This is a genomic window from Pantoea stewartii (assembly GCF_011044475.1).
In the GTDB taxonomy this organism is placed as follows: Bacteria; Pseudomonadota; Gammaproteobacteria; order Enterobacterales; family Enterobacteriaceae; genus Pantoea; species Pantoea stewartii.
This window is the reverse complement of sequence record NZ_CP049115.1, coordinates 4,113,994-4,138,078: the sequence shown is the minus strand read 5'-3', so window position 1 is coordinate 4,138,078 and position 24,085 is coordinate 4,113,994. Positions and strand designations below refer to the sequence as shown.

20 protein-coding genes, 3 tRNA genes and 2 other RNA genes are annotated in these 24,085 nt (G+C 56.4%); 11 read left to right on the top strand and 14 right to left on the bottom strand.

The window, feature by feature from the left end:
* Nucleotides 1-30: 30 nt before the first annotated feature.
* From modF to gpmA, 5 genes are all read left to right on the top strand, one after another.
* Nucleotides 31-1,503, top strand: a complete 1,473-nt coding sequence (gene modF / locus G5574_RS19565; RefSeq protein WP_164483068.1) for a molybdate ABC transporter ATP-binding protein ModF — start codon at nucleotides 31-33, stop codon at nucleotides 1,501-1,503.
* A 220-nt stretch (nucleotides 1,504-1,723) separates the two neighbouring features.
* Nucleotides 1,724-2,770 (top strand): galactose-1-phosphate uridylyltransferase, encoded by a 1,047-nt coding sequence (galT, locus tag G5574_RS19560; protein WP_164483067.1) that lies wholly within the window; start codon nucleotides 1,724-1,726, stop codon nucleotides 2,768-2,770.
* Nucleotides 2,767-3,915: a galactokinase gene (galK, locus tag G5574_RS19555; protein WP_006118490.1), complete on the top strand. Its 1,149-nt coding sequence runs from the start codon at nucleotides 2,767-2,769 to the stop codon at nucleotides 3,913-3,915. Before galT ends, galK begins: the two co-directional genes overlap by 4 nt.
* Nucleotides 3,909-4,943 carry a galactose-1-epimerase gene (galM, locus tag G5574_RS19550; RefSeq protein ID WP_054687986.1) on the top strand — a complete coding sequence of 345 codons (1,035 nt, stop codon included), beginning with the start codon at nucleotides 3,909-3,911 and terminating at the stop codon, nucleotides 4,941-4,943. The genes galK and galM overlap by 7 nt, the downstream gene beginning before the upstream one ends.
* Nucleotides 4,944-5,091: 148 nt before the next feature.
* The gene (gpmA, locus tag G5574_RS19545) at nucleotides 5,092-5,844 is read left to right on the top strand and encodes a 2,3-diphosphoglycerate-dependent phosphoglycerate mutase (RefSeq protein WP_006118488.1); all 753 of its coding nucleotides are present in this window, start codon (nucleotides 5,092-5,094) and stop codon (nucleotides 5,842-5,844) included.
* A 60-nt stretch (nucleotides 5,845-5,904) separates the two neighbouring features.
* Here gpmA and aroG read toward each other — a convergent pair whose 3' ends face one another.
* On the bottom strand, nucleotides 5,905-6,957 hold the full coding sequence (aroG, locus tag G5574_RS19540; RefSeq protein WP_006118487.1) for a 3-deoxy-7-phosphoheptulonate synthase AroG: 1,053 nt from the start codon (nucleotides 6,955-6,957) through the stop codon (nucleotides 5,905-5,907).
* 290 nt (nucleotides 6,958-7,247) lie between these two features.
* Between aroG and G5574_RS19535 the strand changes: the two genes are divergently transcribed.
* The 4 genes from G5574_RS19535 to zitB all read left to right on the top strand — a co-directional run bounded on the left by G5574_RS19535 (nucleotide 7,248) and on the right by zitB (nucleotide 12,340).
* A complete protein-coding gene (locus G5574_RS19535) occupies nucleotides 7,248-7,601 on the top strand; it encodes a YbgS-like family protein (RefSeq protein ID WP_006118479.1) in 354 nt (117 codons plus the stop codon).
* A 101-nt stretch (nucleotides 7,602-7,702) separates the two neighbouring features.
* Nucleotides 7,703-8,287: a LuxR C-terminal-related transcriptional regulator gene (locus G5574_RS19530; RefSeq protein WP_006118477.1), complete on the top strand. Its 585-nt coding sequence runs from the start codon at nucleotides 7,703-7,705 to the stop codon at nucleotides 8,285-8,287.
* Nucleotides 8,269-11,340 carry a hybrid sensor histidine kinase/response regulator gene (locus tag G5574_RS19525; RefSeq protein WP_164483066.1) on the top strand — a complete coding sequence of 1,024 codons (3,072 nt, stop codon included), beginning with the start codon at nucleotides 8,269-8,271 and terminating at the stop codon, nucleotides 11,338-11,340. Before G5574_RS19530 ends, G5574_RS19525 begins: the two co-directional genes overlap by 19 nt.
* Entirely contained in the window at nucleotides 11,318-12,340 is a 1,023-nt protein-coding gene (gene zitB / locus G5574_RS19520) for a CDF family zinc transporter ZitB (RefSeq protein ID WP_164483065.1), read from the top strand. Before G5574_RS19525 ends, zitB begins: the two co-directional genes overlap by 23 nt.
* Here zitB and pnuC read toward each other — a convergent pair.
* From pnuC to G5574_RS19505, 3 genes are all read right to left on the bottom strand, one after another.
* On the bottom strand, nucleotides 12,337-13,056 hold the full coding sequence (gene pnuC, locus G5574_RS19515) for a nicotinamide riboside transporter PnuC (protein WP_164483064.1): 720 nt from the start codon (nucleotides 13,054-13,056) through the stop codon (nucleotides 12,337-12,339). The two genes, zitB and pnuC, sit on opposite strands and share 4 nt — an antisense overlap.
* Nucleotides 13,057-13,081: 25 nt before the next feature.
* Complete coding sequence (nadA, locus tag G5574_RS19510; RefSeq protein WP_006118473.1) at nucleotides 13,082-14,143, bottom strand: quinolinate synthase NadA; 1,062 nt, start codon at nucleotides 14,141-14,143, stop codon at nucleotides 13,082-13,084.
* A gap of 130 nt (nucleotides 14,144-14,273) precedes the next feature.
* The gene (locus G5574_RS19505; RefSeq protein WP_006118472.1) at nucleotides 14,274-14,783 is read right to left on the bottom strand and encodes a methylated-DNA--[protein]-cysteine S-methyltransferase; all 510 of its coding nucleotides are present in this window, start codon (nucleotides 14,781-14,783) and stop codon (nucleotides 14,274-14,276) included.
* A 158-nt stretch (nucleotides 14,784-14,941) separates the two neighbouring features.
* On the opposite strand from G5574_RS19505, the gene G5574_RS19500 reads away from it, so the two are divergent.
* A complete protein-coding gene (locus G5574_RS19500; RefSeq protein ID WP_058701089.1) occupies nucleotides 14,942-16,402 on the top strand; it encodes an AlkA N-terminal domain-containing protein in 1,461 nt (486 codons plus the stop codon).
* A 111-nt stretch (nucleotides 16,403-16,513) separates the two neighbouring features.
* Nucleotides 16,514-18,349: a methyl-accepting chemotaxis protein gene (locus tag G5574_RS19495; RefSeq protein ID WP_164483063.1), complete on the top strand. Its 1,836-nt coding sequence runs from the start codon at nucleotides 16,514-16,516 to the stop codon at nucleotides 18,347-18,349.
* A gap of 311 nt (nucleotides 18,350-18,660) precedes the next feature.
* On the opposite strand, the gene G5574_RS19490 is transcribed toward G5574_RS19495, so the two are convergent.
* The 10 genes from G5574_RS19490 to tolR all read right to left on the bottom strand — a co-directional run bounded on the left by G5574_RS19490 (nucleotide 18,661) and on the right by tolR (nucleotide 24,072).
* A non-coding RNA gene (locus tag G5574_RS19490) (RtT sRNA) lies at nucleotides 18,661-18,793 on the bottom strand.
* Nucleotides 18,794-18,836: 43 nt separating this feature from the next.
* A non-coding RNA gene (locus G5574_RS19485) (RtT sRNA) lies at nucleotides 18,837-18,969 on the bottom strand.
* Between the two features lie 43 nt (nucleotides 18,970-19,012).
* Nucleotides 19,013-19,088, bottom strand: a tRNA-Lys gene (locus tag G5574_RS19480).
* Nucleotides 19,089-19,142: 54 nt separating this feature from the next.
* Nucleotides 19,143-19,218, bottom strand: a tRNA-Lys gene (locus G5574_RS19475).
* 60 nt (nucleotides 19,219-19,278) lie between these two features.
* Nucleotides 19,279-19,354, bottom strand: a tRNA-Lys gene (locus G5574_RS19470).
* 166 nt (nucleotides 19,355-19,520) lie between these two features.
* Complete coding sequence (gene cpoB, locus G5574_RS19465; RefSeq protein WP_033739354.1) at nucleotides 19,521-20,327, bottom strand: cell division protein CpoB; 807 nt, start codon at nucleotides 20,325-20,327, stop codon at nucleotides 19,521-19,523.
* 9 nt (nucleotides 20,328-20,336) lie between these two features.
* The gene (gene pal / locus G5574_RS19460) at nucleotides 20,337-20,858 is read right to left on the bottom strand and encodes a peptidoglycan-associated lipoprotein Pal (protein ID WP_006118469.1); all 522 of its coding nucleotides are present in this window, start codon (nucleotides 20,856-20,858) and stop codon (nucleotides 20,337-20,339) included.
* A 52-nt stretch (nucleotides 20,859-20,910) separates the two neighbouring features.
* Nucleotides 20,911-22,206: a Tol-Pal system beta propeller repeat protein TolB gene (gene tolB / locus G5574_RS19455; protein ID WP_033739351.1), complete on the bottom strand. Its 1,296-nt coding sequence runs from the start codon at nucleotides 22,204-22,206 to the stop codon at nucleotides 20,911-20,913.
* A gap of 115 nt (nucleotides 22,207-22,321) precedes the next feature.
* Nucleotides 22,322-23,617 carry a cell envelope integrity protein TolA gene (tolA, locus tag G5574_RS19450; RefSeq protein ID WP_006118467.1) on the bottom strand — a complete coding sequence of 432 codons (1,296 nt, stop codon included), beginning with the start codon at nucleotides 23,615-23,617 and terminating at the stop codon, nucleotides 22,322-22,324.
* A gap of 26 nt (nucleotides 23,618-23,643) precedes the next feature.
* A complete protein-coding gene (gene tolR, locus G5574_RS19445; RefSeq protein ID WP_006118466.1) occupies nucleotides 23,644-24,072 on the bottom strand; it encodes a colicin uptake protein TolR in 429 nt (142 codons plus the stop codon).
* Nucleotides 24,073-24,085 lie beyond the last annotated feature (13 nt).

Here is a 24,085-nt window from a genome sequence, read left to right as displayed (position 1 = left end):
CAGTTAACGCTGCATAAAATGGAACAAATCATGGCTTCATTGCAAATTTCGCAAGGCACATTTCACCTTAATGATACCCGGGTGCTGTCCCTGGCCGATGTGCATCTTCGCCGGGGTGAGCGCTGGGCGTTTGTTGGCGCAAACGGCAGCGGCAAGTCCTCGCTGGCACGCGCGCTTTCTGGCGAGCTTCCCCCGTTATCGGGTAAGGTGACGCACGATTTTCAGCGCCCGTGGCGCCTGTCGCTGGAGCAGCTACAGAAGCTGGTCGCCGAGGAATGGCAACGTAACAATACCGATTTACTCAGCGAAGGTGAGGACGACAGCGGCCGCACCACGGCGGAAATTATTCAGGATGCGGTGAAAGATGCCGCACGCTGTGAACGTCTGGCGGCGCAGTTTGGCATCAGTAGTCTGCTCAGTCGCCGCTTTAAATACCTGTCGACAGGCGAGACGCGAAAAACGCTGCTGTGCCAGGCGCTGATGGCACAGCCTGATCTGCTGATTCTGGATGAACCTTTTGACGGCCTGGATGTGGATTCCCGCGCGAATCTGACGGCCACCTTAGCAACGCTGCATGCGGCTGACGTCACGCTGGTGCTGGTGCTGAACCGCTTTGACGATATTCCGGATTATGTCGATCAGGTGGGCGTTCTGGCCGAATGCAGCCTGACGCAGGTCGGGCCACGCGAGACCATTCTGGCCCAGACGCTGGTCGCCCAGCTGGCTCGCAGTGAACAGCTGGACAGTATGGCGTTGCCGGAGGCCGATGTGCCCGATCAGTTGCCCGCGTTGGCGGATGATGCGCCGCGCGTGATCCTGCGCAACGCGGTGGTGTCCTATAACGATCAGCCCGTGATCAACGGCCTGAACTGGCAGGTGAATCCCGGTGAGCACTGGCACATCATTGGCCCCAATGGCGCGGGTAAATCCACCTTACTGAGCCTGGTGACGGGCGATCATCCGCAGGGTTACAGCAATGATTTGACCCTGTTCGGCATTCGCCGCGGCAGCGGCGAGACCATCTGGGACATCAAGCAGCATATCGGCTATGTCAGCAGCAGCCTGCATCTGGACTACCGGGTCAGCGTGAATGTGCGCACCGTGATTTTATCGGGCTTTTTCGATTCGATTGGTCTCTATCAGGCTGTATCTGACCGCCAGATGGCGCTGGCGCAACAGTGGCTGGCGCTGACAGGGATGGATAATGCGATGGCGAATGCGCCGTTCCACAGTTTGTCCTGGGGGCAACAACGGCTGGTCTTAATCGCCCGCGCGCTGGTTAAGCATCCCACGTTATTGATCCTTGACGAGCCCTTGCAGGGGCTGGATCCGCTTAACCGGCAACTGGTGCGCCGCTTTGTGGATATTCTGATTGGGGAAGGCCGGACCCAGCTGCTGTTTGTTTCGCATCATGCCGAAGATGCCCCGCACTGTATTACGCATCGCCTGCATTTTCTCCCTGATGGCACAGGCGGCTACCGTTATCAGCAAGATGTGATCTGACACAACCCTGCCGTGCAAACGGCGGGGATATTACCTGCAATGTAAACGTTACCATTTAAAACCCCATTCCATGACCATAATGTGCCTTTTCGCCTTTAAATAAGAATAGTCATCTTGTGTAAACGATACCATTTATTCAGACTCGATCACGCTTTCATGCCGTTTGATGTGCTATTTTTTAGCGATGATTTTTTTATTTTGACGCTGACCAGGATGCGACATGCAAAAATTTAACCCGGCCGATCATCCCCATCGCCGTTACAATCCCCTGACCGACCAATGGATTCTGGTTTCACCTCACCGGGCCAAACGTCCCTGGCAGGGTGCGCAGGAAACGCCCGCGGTAAATGCCCTGCCGTCACACGATCCAGACTGTTTTCTGTGTGCAGGAAATACGCGCATTACCGGCGATGTGAACCCGGATTACAAAGGTACGTACGTTTTCACCAATGACTTTGCTGCGCTGATGACGGATACGCCGGATGCACCCGAAAGCGATGATCTCCTGATGCGTTGCGAAAGCGCGCGCGGCACCAGCCGCGTGATTTGCTTTTCGCCCGATCACAGTAAAACGTTGCCTGAAATGTCCCTGAGCGCGCTGGAAGAGGTCGTGCGCACCTGGCAGGAACAGACCGCAGAGCTGGGCCAGCATTATCCGTGGGTGCAGGTGTTTGAGAACAAAGGCGCCGCCATGGGCTGTTCGAATCCGCATCCGCATGGCCAGGTCTGGGCCAACAGCTTCCTGCCTAACGAGGCCCAGCGCGAAGATGACCATCAACGTCAGTATTTTGCAAAAACCGGCTCGCCGCTGCTGGTGGATTACTGTGCGCGTGAACAACAAGACGGCAGCCGCACCGTAGTGGAAACCGAGCACTGGATCGCCGTGGTGCCGTGGTGGGCCGCCTGGCCCTTTGAAACCCTGCTATTGCCCAAAGCGCACGTGAAACGCATGACCGATTTGAGCGAGGCGCTTCGCAACGATCTGGCGAAAGCCCTTAAGCTGCTGACCAGCCGCTATGACAACCTGTTCCAGTGCGCCTTCCCCTACTCCATGGGCTGGCACGGTGCGCCGTTTAACGGCGAGGAAAACGCCCACTGGCAACTTCATGCCCATTTTTATCCGCCGCTGCTGCGTTCAGCCACGGTGCGCAAATTTATGGTCGGCTACGAGATGCTGGCTGAAACCCAACGCGATTTAACTGCGGAGCAGGCAGCAGAACGTCTGCGCGCCGTGAGTGACATTCATTTCCGTGAGGCACAACAATGAGCTTAAAAACCATCACGCAGCAGGTCTTTACCGACACCTTTGGCTATGCGCCCACTCACACGATTCAGGCACCCGGCCGCGTCAACCTGATTGGCGAGCATACGGATTATAACGATGGTTTCGTTTTGCCTTGTGCCATTGACTACCAAACCGTTATCGCCTGTGCCAGACGCGACGATCGTCAGGTACGCGTTGTGGCCGTGGATTACGATCAGGCGCAGGACAGCTTCTCACTGGACGATCCCATTACCAGCGTGAGCGAGCCGATGTGGGCAAACTATGTGCGCGGCGTGGTGAAGCATTTACAGAAGCGCGCGCCTGATTTTAACGGCGTGGATATGGTGATTAGCGGTAACGTGCCTCAGGGCGCGGGCCTCAGCTCCTCTGCCTCGCTGGAAGTGGCCGTCGGGACCGTTTTTCAGCAGTTGTTCAACCTGCCGCTGGATGGCGCCGCCATTGCGGTAAACGGTCAGGAGGCGGAGAACCAGTTCGTGGGCTGTAACTGCGGCATTATGGATCAGCTGATTTCCGCGCTGGGGCAAAAAGATCATGCCATGCTGCTGGATTGCCGCTCACTCGGCACCAAACCGGTTTCCCTGCCGGAAGACGTGGCCGTGGTGATCATTAACTCTAATTTCCGCCGAAACCTGGTGGGCAGCGAATACAATACCCGCCGCCAGCAGTGTGAAACCGGTGCGCGCTTCTTTAATAAGAAAGCACTACGCGATGTCGGCCTGGCGGAATTTGAGGCGGCGGTCGCGCAGTTAGATCCTGACGTCGCGAAGCGCGTGCGCCATGTCATTACCGAAAATGCCCGTACGCTGGAAGCCGCAGAGGTGCTTTCGCGTGGCGATTTAACGCGCATGGGGGAACTGATGGCGGAATCGCATGCCTCAATGCGTGATGACTTTGAAATCACCGTGCCGCCTGTCGACACGCTGGTTGAAATTGTTAAAGCCGAGATCGGCAATCGTGGTGGTGTCCGTATGACCGGTGGCGGCTTCGGGGGCTGTATCGTTGCGCTGATGCCGCTTGAGCTGGTTGATCAGGTGCAGGCCGCCGTCGCCAGCCAGTACGAAGCTAAAACGGGCATCAAGGAGACCTTCTACGTGTGTAAAGCTTCAGAAGGAGCAGGTCAATGTTAAGCGATGTCAATTCCCATGCGCCGGATGGTCAACCATGGCGCATCACCGTGCTGCGTAATGCGCACGGAATGGTGGCCACCTTTATGGACTGGGGAGCAACCTGGCTGTCGGCGCGCGTGCCACTTCAGGACGGCAGCGTGCGCGAGGCTCTCTTAGGCTGTGCCACGCCGTCCGATTATCTGCATCAGGATGCCTATCTGGGGGCGACCGTTGGCCGTTACGCTAACCGTATCGCCGGGGCAAAACTCAATACCCTCAACCGACAACTGCTCGCCAACCAGGGTGAGCATCAGTTACACGGTGGTCCGGACGGGTTCGATAAACGCCGCTGGCAGATTATCAGCCAGTCAGAAAGCGAAGTGCATTATCGTCTGGATTCGCCTGACGGCGATCAGGGCTATCCGGGAAATCTGATCGCGGATTTGCGCTATGTGCTGGATGACGATAACTGCCTGTCCATCCACTATGAAGCCCGGTGCGATCAACCCTGTCCGGTGAATCTCACTAACCATGCTTACTTTAATCTTGATGCGCATCATGGCGATGCGCGCCAGCATCGCTTACAACTGCACGCCGATCGTTATCTGCCCGTCGATAGCGAGGGTATTCCCAACGGCCCGCTGAAAGCCGTGGACGGCACCAGCTTTGACTTCCGTCAGGCCAAAAGCCTGGCGCAGGATTTCCTTGCCGATGCCGATCAACAGGCGGTTAAAGGCTACGATCATGCCTTTCTACTTAACAGCGCGGGCGATGCGAGCCAGCCCGCAGCAGCGTTATGGTCGCAGGACGGCAAGCTGCAGTTAAGTGTAACGACGTCGGCCCCTGCCCTGCAGCTGTACAGCGGCAACTATCTGGCTGGCACGCGCGCCCGGGAGCAGGAAAGCTATACTGCTTACCAGGGGATTGCGCTGGAGAGTGAGTTTTTACCGGATTCGCCCAATCATCCCGAGTGGCCACAGGATGATTGCTGGCTGCAGCCGGGGGATCGTTGGGAATCCGTTACGCGCTATCGTTTTACCTCACACTGAGCCGCCGGGTGAAAAACGCACAGTGCGTCACAGACAGACTTACGCAGTGCGCTGTTTTCCGCTATGGTAGAGCGCAATGGTCGGCCAGCGGGCTGGCGACAACAGGTTTCCATTATCTCAGAAACATCAAGTATTAAGGAGTTAAGCTATGGCTGTAACTAAGCTGGTTCTGGTGCGACACGGCGAAAGCCAGTGGAACAACGAAAACCGCTTCACCGGATGGTATGATGTAGACCTTTCTGACAAAGGCCGTACCGAAGCTAAAGCAGCCGGACAGCTGCTGAAGAAAGAAGGTTTCGTGTTCGATTTCGCCTACACCTCCGTGCTGAAACGCGCCATCCATACCCTGTGGAATATTCTGGATGAGCTGGATCAGGCCTGGCTGCCCGTTGAAAAATCCTGGCGTCTGAACGAGCGTCACTATGGTGCGTTACAGGGGCTGGATAAAGCCGAAACCGCCGCTAAATATGGTGACGAGCAGGTCAAACAGTGGCGTCGTGGCTTCGCCGTGACTCCGCCGGAGCTGGATCGCAGTGATGAGCGTTTCCCGGGACACGATCCGCGTTATGCGTCATTGTCCCCTGAGCAACTGCCTACCACGGAAAGTCTGGCACTGACCATTGATCGCGTTATTCCTTACTGGAACGAAAGCATCCTGCCACGCATTAAAAGTGGTGAGAAAGTGATTATCGCCGCACACGGCAACTCACTGCGCGCGCTGGTGAAATACCTGGATAACATGAGCGAAGACGAGATTCTTGAGCTGAATATCCCTACCGGCGTTCCGCTGGTTTACGAATTCGACGAGAACTTCAAGCCCGTCAAACACTACTACCTGGGTGACGCCGATGAGATCGCAGCGAAAGCGGCGGCCGTGGCAAACCAGGGTAAAGCGAAGTAATGTACTGACCTGTAAAAAGGGCCAGACTGCGATGTCTGGCCCTTTTTTATGGCCTCACGGTTAACCGCGACGCTGTTTGACCGCATCGGCCAGCTGACGTAATACCTTTTCGGTATCTTCCCAGCCGATACAGGCATCGGTCACGCTCTTACCGTAAACCAGCGGTTCACCGCTTTCCAGGCTCTGATTGCCTTCCACCAGATGGCTTTCGATCATCACGCCAATGATGCCGCGCTCGCCATTGATCATCTGCTGTGCCACATCATCAGCCACCTGCATCTGCTTCTGGAACTGCTTGCTGCTGTTTGCGTGACTGAAATCGATCATCACCTGCTGCGGTAAGCCAGCCTTCTCCAGTCCGGCCTTCACGGCACTGACGTGGCTGGCGCTGTAGTTAGGTTCTTTTCCGCCGCGCAGGATGATGTGACAGTCGCTGTTGCCGCGCGTTTCCACAATTGCAGAGTGGCCATATTTGGTCACGGACAAGAAACAGTGCGGTGAACCGGCTGCGTTGATCGCATCAATCGCCACTTTAATGGTGCCATCGGTCCCGTTTTTAAAACCGACCGGGCAGGAAAGACCGGAAGCCAGTTCACGGTGCACCTGCGACTCTGTCGTCCTGGCACCAATAGCGCCCCAGCTCATCAGGTCAGCGACATACTGCGGCGTAATCATGTCCAGGAACTCACCCGCCGCAGGCAGGCCAGAATCGTTAATCTCCAGCAGCAGCTTACGCGCCAGGCGCAGGCCATCATTTAACTGGAAGGTGCCATCCATATAGGGATCGTTGATCAGCCCTTTCCAGCCAACGGTGGTACGCGGTTTTTCAAAGTAAACGCGCATTACCACTTCCAGCTCGCCCTTCAGCTGCTCACGCAGGTTTAACAGACGTGCGGCATACTCTTTTGCGGCCTCGGTATCGTGGATAGAGCAGGGTCCAATTACCACCAGCAGCCGATCATCGGCCCCGTTCAGGATCTGGTGAATGGCCTGACGCGCCTGAGAAACGGTTTGCGCGGCACGTTCGGTTGCAGGAAATTTTTCCAGCAGGGCAACGGGGGGCAACAGCTCTTTTATCTCTTTAATGCGTAAATCATCATTCTGGTAATTCATACTGATTCCATATAATTTCTGGCCCGGCGCGCGCCGGGCTCAACCCAGCCAATGTAGCCGGAAGCGCACAGGGTGTAAATTCTGAATCCATGTAAAATGCATGTGTAAAATTTGCATAAATGGGTTATGCGTCTAGACTTTTAAGGGTAACTACTGAGGATCGGTGGCTTACGTTTATTAATACCTGTCTTTAAGCTAACCAGCGAAATTTTATTTCGCTCAGGTCGCTTTTTGTCTGAAACCTGACAGCGGGTTAGAGACAGCAAATATCATTGATTAACGGGAGCATAATGATGAATAAGTTTGCACTAATTTTTCTGACGGCAGCGATGACTCTGGGCAGCGGCGCAGCAATGGCTGCCAACGGAAACTCTAACCAGGCTGCAGCAGCAGGTGCCGTTGCGGGCGGGGCGAATGAGAACCTGCCACCGAATAAAGTCGATAACAGCAAAATTAACAATACCGGTACTGAGATGTCGTCTCCAACCCGAGACAGCACCTCCAGCAGCAAGCATATGACCGCGAACGAAATTGATCAGAACAGCCAGTGTAAAGATGGCAAATGTCCTGATATCAACAAAAAAGTGCACACCAAAAAAGGTGGCGGCCACGTCAATACCAAAACTGACGGCACGACGCAGTAAAGTATACTGTGTGCATTATGAGGAGAGCCGCGGCTCTCCTTTATTTTATCCCGCTGCGACTTCCGCTATGCTGAGCCTGTGAAATTTACAGGGAAATGTTCATGGCCTCACTGCTTCTGATTGACGATCATCCACTGGTTGAAGTGGCGCTGGACGCGGCACTCTCGCAATCGCCTGTCCCCATTCAGCTTATTTCGGCCAGCAGCGAGCACGCCGCTCGCCCTTATCTCCAGCTTCCTCCGGATATCATTGTGCTGGATATCGGCCTGCCCGATGGCGACGGACTGGAGATTCTGCGCCGCCTGAAAGTGCACTTACCCGATTGTCCTGTACTGATCTATTCTGCCCAGCAAAGCAGCCACTACATCCGGCGTGCGCAGGCGCTGGGGGCGGCGGGTTATGTGGTGAAAAGCCAGCGGATGGCGCATTTACTCAGTGCCATTCTTGCCGTACTGGGCGGCCAGTCAGCCTTTCCTGAAGGCCACAGCAGCGAACCCGAATTACCGTTAACCAGTAAAGAGCGCCAGGTGCTGGCGTTGCTGGCCAGCGGCCTGTCCAACCTGCAAATTGCCGAACAGTTGCATATCAGTAATAAAACCGTCAGTACGCATAAAAAGAATATTCTGGAGAAAACCGGCGCGCGTTCTGTTGTCGAGCTGGCCGATCTGTGGAAAGCACAGCAGTGATACGCTGGTTACTTCTCCTGCTCCTGCTGGCGCCGCTGGCCCAGGCCGACGTGCGTCCGGTCAGCAGTATCAATCTGCCTATGATGATGCCGGTAAAAGGCGCAGAGCTGATGCAGGGCAAAGTGGTGCGTGTGGGCCTGCTGGATGAGAATACGGCGCCCTGGGCCATGCATGTGGGCAACGATCTGTACGGGATTGACGCCGATTATCTGGCGGCGCTGCACCAGTTAACCGGGGCGCAGTTCTCCCTTCACCTCTATGCCACCCAGCCGGCTCTGCTGAGCGCCCTGCAGGCGGGGCAGATTGATTTTGCGTTAGGCATGCTGGCCCCGCCCTTTCCCGCGGGCGCCGTTGCCAGCGACAGCTGGTTTAGCAGCCCGTTACGTATTTACCGTAATCAGCAGAACCAGCGTGCCGTCATGTTTAACAGTGATAATGCACAACTGGCGATCAGCGAGCAAACCCTGGCACAGCTTCCGCCTGCGCTGGCTGCCCGCCATCACTGGCGCACCTACGGCAGCGATCTTCAGGCGCTCTACACGCTGCTCAATCAGCAAAACGACTATGTGGTCGCCGATGAAACCAGCGCGGGATTTTTGCTGAGTCAGCTACAGCAGGGACAAATTTACCAAATCGCGTCGGGGATTGATGCCGGGCAACTGACTCTGCGCGCGGTTTCCCGCGATCCCGCGCTGATTGCGTGGCTGAATCAGAGCCTGCGCCAGTTACCCGCAGAGTTGATGAGCACGTTACAGGCGCGCTGGAGCAGCAGCCTGCCGCGGTATCAGGACACACAAACGCTGATGCTGAGCGCCAGCGAGCGGCAATGGATAGCAGCCCATCCCCAGGTTACCTACGCCGCTGAAGCCGATAACTATCCCTGGAGCTATCGCGACAGCAACGGCACGCCCCGCGGTTACGGTATCGATCTGCTCAATGCGGTCGCACAGAGCACCGGTTTACGTTTTACGCCGCACTGGGTCAGTAATCCGCAACAGGCGGCCACGCTGCTGGCACAGCATCAGGTGATGTTACAGCTGATGCAACCGCTCAACGGTGAAACCCAAAGCACCAGCCTGCCCGTCTGGCGGGCACTCTGGGGTATTTACAGCCGCCAGCCCGCAGCCGGCTCTCACTGGAGCGATCTGGCAGGCAAACGTATTGGTATCCTGCAGGATGATCTGGCCCAGCGCCTCGTCCCTGACACCATCCCGGTTCAACGCTTTGCGGATCGCAACAGCCTGTACGACGCGCTGGCTACCGGTCAGATTGACGCGCTGGTCGATAACGTCCTGTCTGCGCGCTGGCGCATTGCCAGCCGTAACGATCCCCACATTCATCTGGCTTTCGCGGCCAGCGATATCGCCTGGCCTGTGGCCATCGGAGTGGCACCTGATGAGCCTGTTCTGCGTGGGCTGCTGGATCGCGCGTTACAGCAGATTCCCGTCGATACGCAAAACCAGATGCGCGATCGCTGGTCAATGCCGCCCCAGCCCGGCAGCGTGGGCGCGATGCGCGTGCTGCCCGTCGCGGTGTTGGCGGCGGCAGGCGTTGCTATTGTCGTGTTACTGCTGTTACTGGCCCGGCGTTACTGGCAGCAACGGCGGGATCGCCAACAGCGCGAACAGGCGGAACACGCGAATGCCATGAAGAGCCAGTTTTTAGCGACGGTCAGCCATGAGCTGCGAACGCCGATGCAGGCGATCCTGGGGCTACTGGAGCTGGAAAAACAGCAAAGCAGCCGTGAAAACCTGCAGCTTCTGTACCAGAGCGCGCAGTCCCTGATGACGTTGCTGAATGATTTGCAGGATCACGCGCGCATTGAAAACAACAGTTTCACCCTGTCGCCCCGCCCGCTGGCACTGGCACCCTGGCTGGCGCAGCAGCGCCATTTCTATCATCCGCTGATGCGGCCGGATGGCCCGCATTTACAGGTAGAGGCCCTGACGCCGCTGCCTGACGCGGTGATGCTGGATGCGGACCGCCTGCAGCAGATCGTCAACAACTTAGTGACCAATGCCTTTAAATTCACCCGGCACGGCCTCATCCGCCTGACGCTGTCGGCTACAGACAAATTGCAGTTAACCGTCAGCGACAACGGCAGCGGGATTCCCCCTGAAGAACAGCTCAGACTGTTCGATCCCTGGTACCAGGCCCCGTCGGGCAAAGCGCTTTCCGTTCAGGGCAGTGGCCTGGGGCTGTTTATTTGTCGGGAAATGGTGCAGCGCATGGGCGGTGAGATTCACCTGCATTCTCAGCCCGGCAAAGGTACCGAGGTCACACTTATCCTGCCGCTGATTCCCTGCGATAGCGTCCCTGAGGGCGATCCGGCCACGCTGCCAGGTTTTCCGCAACTGCGCGTGGCCGTAGTGGATGATCATCCGACAAACCTGATCGTAATGCAGCAGCAGCTGGCGCGCTTTGCGATTCAGGCGGACTGTTTTGAGCAGGGCCGCGACCTGTTGCTGGCCGATGCCCGGCGCCCTTACGACCTGCTGTTTATCGATCAGATGATGCCGCGCCCGGACGGTATGCTCCTGCTGCGCGTGTTGCGTCGTCGCCAGCGTCAGCGAGGCGGAAGGCCGTTGCGGGTGCTGTGCTCTGCTGATGCGCAGTTACTGAATGTACAGACTGAGCCGCATGAACGGGTGCTGATTAAACCGGTACAGCTACAGGATATCAGCGACCTGCTGACCGCCTTCCATGACGATCCGCTGGCCGCGCTGGATAACAACCTGTGGACACTGGCGCAGCAAAACGAGAACTATCTTAGCCGACTGGGCAAAACCTTACGTGCTACCGTGGAGAAAGACATGGCACAACTGCGCGCGGCCATTGCCAGCGGTGACGAAAGACAGTTAGCCGAGTCCGCGCATCGCCTGAAAGGAAGCTGGCTGCTGATTGGCATTGATGAGGGCGTAGCGCTTTGTCAGAAGTTGACCGATCGCGCCAGACAGCATCACAACATCTCAGCAGAGTGGCAATTGCTGATATCATTGACCGAAAGATTACTACATAAACTGGACACGTATGGCACACACCCACTCTCATAGCGGTCAGGACACTAACCGTACGCGGCTGATGGCCGCGTTTGCCGTGACGGCACTCTTTATGGTGGCAGAAGTGATTGGCGGCTGGCTGTCGGGCTCGCTGGCGCTGCTGGCCGATGCCGGTCACATGCTGACCGATACCGCCGCCCTGTTAATGGCCTTACTGGCGGTTCAGTTTGCCAAACGCAAACCCAATGAACGTCATACCTTTGGCCTGCTACGTCTGACCACGCTGGCCGCGTTTGTAAACGCCCTCGCCTTAATCGGCATCACCATTTTGATTGTCTGGGAAGCGGTGGAACGGTTTACCCATCCGCAACCCGTCACAGGCGGCCTGATGCTCAGCATTGCGATTGCCGGCTTGCTGGCGAATATTCTGTCTTTCTGGTTGCTGCATCACGGCAGTGAAGAAAAGAACCTGAATGTGCGGGCGGCTGCGCTGCACGTCATGGGGGATTTGCTTGGTTCGGTGGGCGCGATTGTCGCCGCGGTGATTATTCTGTTTACCAACTGGACGCCCATTGACCCCATCTTATCCATCGTCGTGTCGATGCTGGTGCTGCGTAGCGCCTGGTCGCTGCTGCGGGAAAGTTTACATGAGTTGCTGGAAGGCGCGCCTGCGTCGCTGGATGTGAAGAAACTGCGGCGCGATCTGAAGCGAAATATTCCCGAGGTGCGCGATGTCCATCATGTACATGTCTGGCAGGTGGGCGAGCAACCGATCTTAACGCTGCACGTCCAGGTCATTCCACCGCGCGATCATGATGGCCTGCTCCGCCGCATCCACACGTACCTGCATGACCATTATCAGATTGAGCATGCTACGGTACAGATGGAGTTTCAGCCCTGCGTGGGCCCTGACTGTGAGCTGAACGGACAGGTCATTGAAGAGGGCCATCATCATGGCGGGCATTCGGATCATGCTGCTGAAACGTCCCATCAGCACAGTGATCATTCACCTCACCACAGTGACCACGTTCATCATCACAGCCATCATCACTAAGCCGAGAGCGCACGCGAACCCTGTTTGCGTGCGCTGATGATCCACATGCGTGAGCCGTTCAGCGCAATTAACGTCAGAATGGCGTACTCCAGCGACATCGCATACACCCCCTGACGGGCAAACACCATCACACTGATCACGTTGATAACAACCCACAAAAGCCAGTTTTCAACATACTTCCGCGTCATCAGCACCATTGCCACAATCGACAGCACCATCAGGCAGGCATCCCAGAAAGGGAAGGCGTCCGGCTGCAACGCCGGCATCGCCACCGTAAAACCCAGTGCATTCATCAGGGCCACCGCGGTACGGGTGAGAAAGGCAAACACCGGATCGATGTAGATCGTCATCAGCCCCACCGCTATAACGCAAACCGCCGCCCAGCCAATGGCCCTGGGCAGCGGGAGCCAGCGAATCGTTAACGCCGCCTGGTTATCAATGGTTTGTCGGCTCCAGGCGTACCAGCCATAAACGTTGGCCGCAAAAAAGAACAGCTGTAACAGTAGGCTGGCATAGAGCTGAATCTGAAAAAATATCACCGCAAACAGCGTCACGTTTATCAGGCCGAACGCGTAGTTAGCGATTTTCTCCAGGCTGGCCAGCCAGATACATAACAGGCCCGCCAGGGTGCCAACGGCTTCAATCCAGGACAGATCGTACCCGGTCGCGCCCAACGGGATGTGAACTAAAATGTTTTGCGTGCTAAAAAAATCCATATCAGGCACCTGTCAACGACGCGGATTACGCGTTTCCTTTCACGTTATGTTTGAGGTCTGCTGCAAAGGATAGCATACGGTTTAGCGGCACCAGCGCGGCCTCGCGCAGCGCCGCGTCTACGTGGATCTCATGAGCCCGCCCACCCGACGTCAGCGCCTCGGCAATGGCCTGCAGTCCGTTCATCGCCATCCAGGGACAGTGCGCACAGCTTCGGCAGGTTGCGCCCTCACCGGCGGTGGGCGCTTCCAGCAATATTTTGTCAGGAACCGCCTGCTGCATCTTGTAAAAGATGCCGCGATCGGTGGCGACGATCATCTGCGGATGTGGCAAGGTTTTTGCCGCCTGAATCAGCTGGCTGGTTGAGCCTACCGCATCGGCCAGATCCACAATCGCCTGCGGCGACTCGGGATGAACCAGCACTGCCGCATCCGGATACAGCGCTTTCATCCGCTGCAGCGCCTGAGTTTTGAATTCGTCGTGGACGATGCAGGCGCCCTGCCAGCATAACACGTCGGCCCCGCTTTTTTGCGTAACATAGCGCCCGAGATGCCGATCCGGTGCCCAGATGATTTTTTCCCCCAGGCTGTCCAGATGTTCAATCAGTTCGACGGCAATGCTGGAGGTGACAACCCAGTCGGCGCGCGCTTTTACCGCCGCAGAAGTATTGGCGTATACCACCACCGTCCGGTCAGGATGCGCATCACAGAAGGCCGTAAACGCCTCAATCGGGCAGCCCAGATCCAGCGAGCATTCGGCCTCCAGCGTCGGCATCAACACGGTTTTTTCCGGGCTGAGAATTTTGGCGGTTTCGCCCATAAAGCGCACGCCGGCCACCAGCAGCGTAGTGGCGGGATGCTGGCTGCCAAAACGCGCCATTTCGAGCGAGTCAGAGACGCAACCGCCGGTTTCTTCGGCTAAGGCCTGGATGTCAGGATCCGTGTAATAGTGCGCCACCATCACGGCGTTACGGGCTTTCAGCAGGGCTTTAATTTTTTCCCGGTAAAGCGTTTTTTGCTCGTCACTCAGCCGGGCGGGTTTAGGAGGAAAAGGATACACCGCATGTTCAGGATCAAAGATTGCGCTCATGACACCGCTCTCGTTCTGTAAAATTAACGAAAATAGCCATTTCTGGCTTAACAGGACGTAAATACCGCCATCGTGTTTTATATGCTAAACACGATAGCGAAAAAGCAGCAGCCTGTCGCGTTTTATTTGGTCATGACGATGCAGAAAGCCCCACCAGACCGGGCTGAGGGGCTTCCAGTTGAAGCAAAAAGGCTTTGACCGTCAGTCCACCGGCAAATCCCGTCAGTTTTCCATTGGCCCCAATGACCCGATGACACGGTGCCACAATGGACAACGGATTTCTGCCGTTAGCAGCACCGACGGCACGTACCGCTGCCGGATGCCCAATCTGCTCGGCGATCTGGCGGTAACTGCGGGTTTCGCCAAACGGAATAGAAAGTAGCGCCTGCCAGACTTTTTTCTGAAATGCTGTGCCGTCCATATCCAGCGGTAAGTCAAAAACGCGCCGAGTGCCGGCAAAGTACTCACGTAACTGCGTTTCGGTTTCGCGTAAAACAGGATGATTATCGTCGCGCTCACGCGGCGACAACCGGGGATGTCTGCGCACTTCGTCCTGCCATAAAATGGCCGCCAGACCGCGATCGCTGGCGATCAGGGTCAGTTCGCCCACCGGCGTTATCACAGGTTTGCAGTAATACATGCTGTTCCCTCCATCACATTGCTGTCTGGCATTATCGCATTTTCGCCACGTGAAACTGGCTGTTTTCGGTCATTACAATAAACTGTTGTGCTGTCCGAAAACAGCCAGTCAATATCCAATGCCCGCGCTACGCTGTCGCTCTTTGCCGGAGAAAAACCATGTTTGATTCAGATACCGCTTACCAGGCACTGACCTCGCGTGATACGCGCTTCGATGGCGTGTTTTTTGTCGGCGTGACCTCAACCGGCATTTACTGTCGCCCGATTTGCCCGGTGAAAGCGCCAATGCAGAAAAACTGTCTGTTCTTCAACAGCGCTGAGGCGGCAGAGAAAGCGCATTTTCGCCCTTGTCTGCGTTGTCGTCCGGAGCTGGCACCCGGCAACGCCCCCGTGGACAACGCCCACCGCGTGGCCGACCGACTGGTGCAGCGCATTGAAGAGGGCTTGCTGGAAGCCCACAGCGGCCTGGATGCGATTGCTGCAGAGTTTGGCATCAGCGCCCGTCAGCTGCGGCGCATTGTGCAGCAGGAGCTGGGCGTCACGCCACTGGAGCTTAAACAGACACGTCGTATGCTGCTGGCTAAGCAGCTTCTGACCGAAACCACGCTGCCGGTAACCGAGATCGCTTACGCCAGTGGATTTGGCAGCTTACGGCGCTTTAATGACGTGTTTCAGGCGCGCTATCGCATGACGCCGGGCGCACTGCGCAAAAGCGGCAACCTGTCGCCGCAACCTGCAACGGACACAATGCGGTTACGCCTCAGCTATCGTCCGCCTTACGACTGGCAGGCGATGCTGGACTTTTTACGCCTGCGGTTAATGAACGACATTGAAGCCGTTGATGGTGAAACCTACCGCCGGACGGTGGCGCTGGGCGAATACCGGGGTTGGGTCAGCATTTCGCATCTCCCGGCAAAGCAGGCGCTTCAGGTGGAATTCACCCGCTCTCTCACGCCTGTGCTGCCTGCCCTGCTGCGTCGGCTGCGCGACCTGTTTGACCTGAATGCTCAGCCGCAGCGCATTGCCGAACACCTGCAACAGGATCCCCTGCTGGCGCAAAGTATTCAGGATTACCCCGGCCTGCGTGTCCCCGGCGCATTTGACAGTGTCGAAATGGGCGTACGCGCCATTCTGGGCCAGCAGGTCACCGTTAAAGCCGCCACGACGCTCAGCAGCCGCTTTGCTCAGGCATTTGGTGAACCCTGCACCACGCCGTTCCCTGATCTGTCGCGCTATTCTGCGCAACCCCAGCGCATTGCTCGGGCCACAGTCGATGAGATTGCCCGCCTGGGCATTGTCAGCGCGCGCGCCAGAGCGATTCTGGCCTTTGCGGCCGCCTGTAACGAGGGCAGCCTGCGTTTCAATGCGACGCTTTCGCCTGACGACATCATGGCGCGCCTGGTGGCCTTACCGGGCATTGGCCCCTGGACCGCCCACTACATTGCCATGCGGGCGCTGCGCTGGCCGGATGCCTTCCCGAAAGAGGATATCGCCGTGCGCAATAATCTGGGGGGATTAACACCCAAAGCGGCAGACGCGCGCTCACAGGTATGGCGTCCCTGGCGCAGCTACGCCGTGATGCATATCTGGAAAAGCCTGTCACCGGCCAGTGCGAAGTAAGCAGCCCGTTGTCCTGAAAAGAAATATCACGCCTCGCCTCTAAACTCCTGGCCTGCTCAACCGATAACCAATTTGGCTTAACATCGTTGACATGGGCAGGAGGCAGAGGTCATGGGGTTGCGGTTAGAAAATACAAAAATTTCGCACAAACTCAGTTTAGGATTTGGACTCGTTTTGCTGTTGGTGGTGGGATCGGGCGCGGTAAGCATCGCGCGTTTTAAAACTATCCATGACGTTTATGAACAGAGCAACCTGATTTACGACATTAATATTGACGTGTTTCAGGCTAAGGTTAACCGGTTGAAACTGCTGTATGGCGATGAGAAAGCGGGGAAAGTGATGGCGGATTATATCGCCCATGCCGCTCAGCTGACGCATGATGCCCAACAGTACCGATGGCTGCCCGAGGAGGAAACACAGCTCCAGGATATCGCCAGCCAGCTCAGCCACTTTCAGGCCAGCATCAGCGCAATGACCCAGGCCATGCAGTCTCTGGCAGAAACGGGTAAGCAGCTCGATCAGCGCAACATGCAGAGCCAGTCAACGCTGTACGAAGCGTTGATTAAAACCCAGATGACCGATGCCAGTGCACTGTTTCAGCAACTGCTTGCAATCAGCCAGCTGCGCGATCAGCTTCAGTTACTCCGTTATGATCCCGCTCATGCCAGCGCGATTCAGTCTCAGCTCACACCGCAGGTCAACGCCATCCAGACCGCCCTCACCACTCTGTTACCGCAATTACCTCCCGATGCTCAGACGCAGCTCAACGCGCTGTGGAATGCAACCCTTGAGATTAAGCAACTCAGTGAACGTTACGCGGCAGGCTTTCTGGCCCTCAGTCAGGCGGAGAACGCGGTGAAGGTCGATGGCGATAAGAGCAGTGCTATCCTCAAAACGCTTCTGCAGCAGATGAAGGTAGAAAACAGCGACCTGACCAGGAGTTCTGTTAACCTGACGCTGTTGACGGTTGGCCTTGCTGTGCTGCTGGGCATGTTGATTGCCTGGCTGATTGGCCGACAGATTACTCATCCCGTCAGAAAGAATTTATGGCTGGCGGAGCGCATTGCTAAGGGCGATTTAAGCGCCGATATCAAACCGGCGGGCCGTGATGAGCTGGGCAAACTGGCTGGCGCGATGGGCGCGATGAATCAGCGTCTGCGGACAATGATTCTGGAGGTCCGCGACAGCGTGCTCACGCTGTCGCAGGCGGCGAGCAGTATTAACAGCGACAACCACACGCTCTCGTCACGCACAGAACAGCAGTCCGCCGCCGTGGTGCAGACGGCTGCCAGCATGGAACAGTTAACCGTTACGGTGAAGCACAACGCAGATAACGCGCGCCACGCCAGCCAGATTGCTGCTGAAGCGTCTAAAACGGCGGAGCAAGGCGGTGCCGCCGTCACGGAAGTCGTGCAAACCATGGGCGATATTTCTGCCAGCTCGAAGAAAATCGCCGAGATCACGGCCGTTATCGACAGTATTGCTTTCCAGACCAATATCCTGGCTCTGAATGCCGCCGTGGAAGCGGCACGCGCTGGCGAGCATGGCCGGGGGTTTGCGGTCGTCGCCAGCGAAGTACGTAACCTTTCGCAGCGCAGTGCGCAGGCGGCGAAGGATATCGATCAGCTGATCAGCGCATCGGTCAGTCAAATCGCGGAAGGCAATAACCGCGTTGCGCGCGCGGGCGAGAGAATGGGACAGGTGGTTCAGGCGATTTCCCGTGTGAATGATATCGTGGGTGAGATCTCTTCCGCCTCGGATGAGCAAAGCCGTGGCATTGAGCAGATTGCGCGTGCGGTCTCAGAACTGGACAGCACCACCCAGCAAAACGCCTCGCTGGTCTCTGCCTCTGCCCTTTCAGCCACCGCACTGGAAGATCAGGCGCGCCGACTTGAAACGCTGGTCAAACAGTTTAGCCTGGAACCCGGTCAGACAGCCGCACGCTAATCCGGCTGACGTATTACGCCCTATAAGCGCCTGTCGGGCGCTTTTTTTATGGCAGATGATTAGATCCGCCTGCGTGACGCCCGTTCAACGGCACGCTGCCGGACAGGAACAGTGCGGACGCAGGTTGTTGGGCCCTGACGGGAGTACGACAGATTTTGCGGGCCCCTGGGCCTCGCCCTGCGGGTGGATGCTGACGCATCAGCCTGAATCGCACCGCGATTCAGTCGAACCTGCTGCAGGTTCTCATCATGCACGCCTGACTGTACTGCCCCATAAACGAAAAGCGCGCCCGTGGGCGCGCTTTTCTGTATTGGTGGGTCGTGCAGGATGGCCTTCGGCCCTGTGGGCCTCGCCCTGCGGGTGATGCTGACGCATCAGCCTGAATCGCACCGCGATTCAGTCGAACCTGCTGCAGGTTCTCATCATGCACGTTTGACTGTAATGCCCCATAAACGAAAAGCGCGCCCGTGGGCGCGCTTTTCTGTATTGGTGGGTCGTGCAGGATGGCCTTCGGCCCCGTGGGCCTCGCCCTGCGGGTGATGCTGACGCATCAGCCTGAATCGCACCGCGATTCAGTCGAACCTGCTGCAGGTTCTCATCATGCACGTTTGACTGTACTGCTCCATAAACGAAAAGCGCGCCCGTGGGCGCGCTTTTCTGTATTGGTGGGTCGTGCAGGATTCGAACCTGCGACCAATTGATTAAAAGTCAACTGCTCTACCAACTGAGCTAACGACCCGCTCGGGGCTTACAACCGCTCAAACACATGCCTGCATGCTGCCTGAGAATAAGATGGTGGGTCGTGCAGGATTCGAACCTGCGACCAATTGATTAAAAGTCAACTGCTCTACCAACTGAGCTAACGACCCATCTTAATGGTTGTGAAGCAATACTGAAGGTTCTCTTGGGGAACAGCGTCCTGCGGGAGATGGTGGGTCGTGCAGGATTCGAACCTGCGACCAATTGATTAAAAGTCAACTGCTCTACCAACTGAGCTAACGACCCATCTTCAGGCTTGCCAGACACATTTGCAATGTGTCCCGGCAACGGCGGCATATATTACTGATTTACCGAGGTAGCGCAACCCTTATTTTCTGTTAAGGGGTTCAATTGCCTACCTTTCATGCGGCAAGACCAGAAATCCATCGATATCCGGTCAAACCTGCACAAATTACATACCAGACAAGCGTTTTTGTGCCTGCTTAGCAGATTCGGTGTTCGGGTAAAGTTTGATCACCTGCTGATAAACGGCTTTGGCTTTTGCCGTGTCGTTTTTCTCTTGCATGATCACGCCAACCTTAAACAACGCTTCAGCCGCCTTGGGGGATTTTGGATACTGCTTCACCACCGTGGCGTAATAATACGCTGCGTCGTCTTTTTTACCTTTGTTATAAAACAGCTGCCCCAGCCAGTAATTGGCATTCGGCTGATACGTCGAGTCCGGGTAACGCTTCACCCACGCCTGCAGCGCAGTGATGGCCTGATCGTACTGTTTTTTCTCCAGAATGAGCGCAACAGCAGCATTGTAATCGCTGTTAGCATCGCCACTCTGAACAGGTGCACTGCTGCCGGCTGCGGCCGCACCTGCATCGTTGCCCGCTGTCGCAGCGCCCGCAGCCGCATTGTCACCGGCACCCGCGGCAGGCTGACTGGCATTGCTGCTGTTATTGCTGCTCAGACTGTCGATCTGTTGATAGATCTGCTTCTGGCGCTCAATAACCTGATTCAGCTGATAGGTATTTTGCTGGATTTCCCCACGCAATGAGTCGATATCCCGCTGGTTATCACTCATCTGCTGCTGCAGTTGCTGCATCAGCTGTGCCTGGGCATTGGAGATTCTTTCGAGACTGGTGACACGGTCTTCGACCGAGCCGGAGCCAACGCTACTGATTGACGCTTGGGCATGAGCGGCCCAGGGGGCCGCTACGCCAATCAGTAACGACAGACTCAACAGGTGATGTCTGAAGTTACTAACCATGTGATTCTCTTAGTAGACCAGTACGGCACGACGGTTTTTAGCGTAAGCCGCTTCGTCGTGGCCCAGAACAGCTGGTTTCTCTTTACCGTAAGATACGATAGACATCTGATCCGCAGACACGCCTTTACCTTGCAGGTACATCTTAACGGCGTTAGCACGACGCTCGCCCAGGGCGATGTTGTACTCTGGCGTACCGCGCTCATCCGCATGACCTTCAATGGTCACTTTGTAAGACGGGTTGCTACGCAGGAAGTTAGCGTGCTGATCCAGCATCTGAGCGTAGTCAGGCTGAACATCGTATTTGTCCAGACCGAAGTAAACGATGTTGTTCTGTTGCAGCTGTTGCATCTGCAGACGCGCCTGCTCATCAGAAGACATGTTGCCGTTGTTCATACCAGAGTTAGCACCGTAAGCGCCGTCAGCACCTGCGCCAGACTGGTCGTTGTTGTTATTTTTGTGTGAGCTACACGCCGCAACTGCCATGATTGGCAGAGCCAGCATTAAACCCTTCAGTACTTTGTTCAGTTGCATTTGAAAATTCCCATTATTGTTTATTTTTTTGTAATGTCAGAAAGCTCAGACATTACAGGTACGGCGACCAGGCAGGAAATTTGACCTGTCCATCAGTTGCCGGAAGACGCGCTTTGAAACGACCGTCGGTTGAAACCAACTGCAACACAGAACCCATGCCCTGAGTCGAGCTGTAGATTACCATGGTGCCGTTTGGAGCCAGGCTCGGCGTTTCATCCAGGAACGTGTCCGTTAACGTTTGAACGGCTCCCGTTACCAGATCCTGTTTGGCGACGTGTTGAGCACCGCCACTGGTGCTAATCATCACCATTGATTTTCCATCACTGGCTACATCCGCATCCTGGTTCTGAGCGCCTTCCCAGGTAATGCGCTGTGATGCACCACCATTGATGCTGATTTTGTAGATCTGCGGCGCACCGGCCTGGTCAGAGGTATACGCCAGCGTCTGGCTGTCCGGGAACCAGGTTGGTTCAGTGCTGTTATAGCGACCATCTGTAATCTGACGAATCTGCCCGGAGGCCAGGTCCATAACATAGAGATTCAGACTACCGGTTTTAGACAGGGCGAAGGCCAGCTTGGTGCCGTCCGGTGAGAAGGCTGGCGCACCATTGTGACGCGGGAATGAAGCGACCTGACGGACAGAGCCGTTAGACAAGGTCTGAATCACCAGCGCTGACTTGCCGCTTTCAAAGGTTACATATGCCAGTTTGCTGCCATCGGGCGACCAGGCAGGCGACATCAGCGGTTGCGGTGAACGGTGCACGACAAACTGGTTGTAACCGTCGTAATCGGCAACGCGCAGTTCATACGGGAACTGACCACCGTTGGTTTGTACCACATAGGCGATACGGGTGCGGAACGCCCCTTTAATGCCGGTCAGTTTCTGGAACGCCTCATCACTGACGGTGTGCGCCGCATAGCGCAGCCACTGTTTCGTAATTTTATAGGAGTTTTGCGCCAGCACGGTACCTGGCGCACCTGCGGTATCCACCAGCTGGTAGGACACCTGATAGCTGCCATCAGCATTCGGCTGAATCTGTCCAACAACCACGGCATCAATACCCAGTGCGCTCCATGCAGCTGGCTGCACTTCCTGAGCACTGGTCGGCTGCTGCGGCAGACGTGAACGATCAAGCGGGTTAAATTTACCGCTGTTACGCAGGTCAGCTGCGACGATACCACCGATATCTTCCGGTGCCGCGCCTGGGCCAGACCATTTAAACGGAACCACACCGATAGGGCGCGCGCTGTTGACGCCCTGGGTGATTTCAATGCGAACCTCTGCATGCAGCACCGCTGCCCACAGCAGGATAAAAAAGCCTAACGTTACGCGAAGAGCTTGCTTCATTTTATCTCCCTTATCTGAACCTGAGTCCGCGATAATTGGCACTGTTCCTGAAAACCACGAGTACAACTAGAGTACGGCAAGCTAACCATAGATCAACCTGCCGCAGGTTACTGCATTATTGCGGTCTGAAACGCATCGGGGCGTTTTTAAACACTTCGTACACCGCTTGTGAAGGCGGTTTCGGAATATGTGCCTGCTTCGCCGCCGCGATAGCGGCCTGGCACAGCGCCGGATCGCCGCCTTCTGATTTAACATCAATCAGCATGCCATCAGGAGCAAGTTTAATACGTAAGTCACAGCTTTTGCCGCTATACAGGTCCGCATCGTAGAAACGGCTCTGAATTGCGCTGGTGATCTGCCCAAGATACGCATTCACATCTGCGCCAGAAGCACCCGCCTTCTTCTGATTACCCTGCCCTGCTGCTCCACCCGACGCGCCGCTTTTCGGTGCATTCTTACCGGACGCTAAGCCGCCCAGCAGGTCATCGACGTCGCTGTCATTGGCGGCATCAGCGGCCGCTTTCGCTTTCGCCTCGGCTTTTGCCTTCGCATCCGCTTTTGCTTTGGCAGCAGCCTCCGCTTTCGCTTTGGCGGCGGCGTCCGCTTTTTCTTTGGCGGCCTTTTCTTTCGCTGCGGCGGCCGCTTTCTCTTTCGCTTCCTGGGCGGCTGCGGCTTTCGCTTCCGCTGCGGCTTTGGCTTCAGCCGCTTTCGCTTCTTTCGCGGCTTCCGCTTTAGCCTGTTTCGCCGCTTCGGCCTTAGCTTGTTTTGCGGCTTCGGCAGCCTCAGCTTTCGCCTGCTGCTCGGCCTGCTTCTTCGCTTCTGCGGCTGCGGCTTTCGCCTCTTGCTCAGCCTGCTTCTTCGCCTCTGCTGCGGCCTTCTTCGCCTCTTCCTGCGCCTTCATCTTTGCGTCTGCCGCGGCTTTCGCCTGTGCATCCGCTTCCGCTTTCGCATCGGCTTTCGCTTTCGCCGCGGCCGCTTCGGCGGCTTTCTGTTGCGCCTCGGCCTGTTTCGCTGCGGCTTCGGCGGCCTTCTGCTGTTCAGCCTGCGCTTTCGCCTGCTGTTTCGCGTCTTCCTGTGCCTGCAGTCGCTCTTTTTCCAGCTCTTTCAGCCGCTGCTGTTCAGCCGCTTGTTTCTGCTGAAGCTCTTCGGCCTGCTGCTGGGCCTGTTTCTGGCGCTGCTGCTCCGCACGCTGACTGTCGCTTTGCTGATTCTGCTGACGGTTATACTGTTCAACCACCGCACCGGGATCGACCATGACCGCTTCTATATCGCTACCGCCACCGCCGCCGCTGGCCTCAATGTGCTCATTAAACGAGCTCCATATCAGCAGGGCGATCAGCACGATATGCAGAATCACCGAAATGATTATCGCGCGCTTTAACTTTTCGTTTTGCTCGGTTGCCTTCGACACACTCGGTTCCCAAAAACGGTTCGACTTTAAATCGGCTGCGTCATCAAACCGACAGATTTAACCCCTGCCTGATGCAGCAGGTTCAGCGCCTTGATGATTTCATCATAAGGTACCTCTTTGGCACCACCGATCAAAAAGACGGTTTTCGGATTGGCTTCCAGACGACGTTGCGCTTCGCTAATCACCTGTTCTGGCGGCAACTGCGGCAAACGATCGTGATCGACGACCATGCTGTATTGTCCCACGCCGGACACTTCAACAATCACGGGTGGGTTATCATCACTGGAAACCGTCTTAGAATCTGTTGCATCGGGCAAATCCACTTCCACGCTTTGCGTGATGATGGGGGCCGTTGCCATAAAGATCAGCAGCAGCACCAGCAAAACGTCCAGCAGTGGAACGATGTTAATTTCCGACTTTAGCTCGCGGCGACCGCGACCACGCACTCGGGCCATCATTTACCTCTGT

Excerpts from the sequence above, each read along its gene's own strand:
- modF (WP_164483068.1), top strand. The coding sequence starts at position 31 with ATGGCTTCATTGCAAATTTCGCAAGGCACATTTCACCTTAATGATACC.
- galT (WP_164483067.1), top strand. The coding sequence starts at position 1,724 with ATGCAAAAATTTAACCCGGCCGATCATCCCCATCGCCGTTACAATCCC.
- galK (WP_006118490.1), top strand. The coding sequence starts at position 2,767 with ATGAGCTTAAAAACCATCACGCAGCAGGTCTTTACCGACACCTTTGGC.
- galM (WP_054687986.1), top strand. The coding sequence starts at position 3,909 with ATGTTAAGCGATGTCAATTCCCATGCGCCGGATGGTCAACCATGGCGC.
- gpmA (WP_006118488.1), top strand. The coding sequence starts at position 5,092 with ATGGCTGTAACTAAGCTGGTTCTGGTGCGACACGGCGAAAGCCAGTGG.
- aroG (WP_006118487.1), bottom strand. The coding sequence starts at position 6,957 with ATGAATTACCAGAATGATGATTTACGCATTAAAGAGATAAAAGAGCTG.
- G5574_RS19535 (WP_006118479.1), top strand. The coding sequence starts at position 7,248 with ATGATGAATAAGTTTGCACTAATTTTTCTGACGGCAGCGATGACTCTG.
- G5574_RS19530 (WP_006118477.1), top strand. The coding sequence starts at position 7,703 with ATGGCCTCACTGCTTCTGATTGACGATCATCCACTGGTTGAAGTGGCG.
- zitB (WP_164483065.1), top strand. The coding sequence starts at position 11,318 with ATGGCACACACCCACTCTCATAGCGGTCAGGACACTAACCGTACGCGG.
- pnuC (WP_164483064.1), bottom strand. The coding sequence starts at position 13,056 with ATGGATTTTTTTAGCACGCAAAACATTTTAGTTCACATCCCGTTGGGC.
- nadA (WP_006118473.1), bottom strand. The coding sequence starts at position 14,143 with ATGAGCGCAATCTTTGATCCTGAACATGCGGTGTATCCTTTTCCTCCT.
- G5574_RS19505 (WP_006118472.1), bottom strand. The coding sequence starts at position 14,783 with ATGTATTACTGCAAACCTGTGATAACGCCGGTGGGCGAACTGACCCTG.
- G5574_RS19500 (WP_058701089.1), top strand. The coding sequence starts at position 14,942 with ATGTTTGATTCAGATACCGCTTACCAGGCACTGACCTCGCGTGATACG.
- G5574_RS19495 (WP_164483063.1), top strand. The coding sequence starts at position 16,514 with ATGGGGTTGCGGTTAGAAAATACAAAAATTTCGCACAAACTCAGTTTA.
- cpoB (WP_033739354.1), bottom strand. The coding sequence starts at position 20,327 with ATGGTTAGTAACTTCAGACATCACCTGTTGAGTCTGTCGTTACTGATT.
- pal (WP_006118469.1), bottom strand. The coding sequence starts at position 20,858 with ATGCAACTGAACAAAGTACTGAAGGGTTTAATGCTGGCTCTGCCAATC.
- tolB (WP_033739351.1), bottom strand. The coding sequence starts at position 22,206 with ATGAAGCAAGCTCTTCGCGTAACGTTAGGCTTTTTTATCCTGCTGTGG.
- tolR (WP_006118466.1), bottom strand. The coding sequence starts at position 24,072 with ATGGCCCGAGTGCGTGGTCGCGGTCGCCGCGAGCTAAAGTCGGAAATT.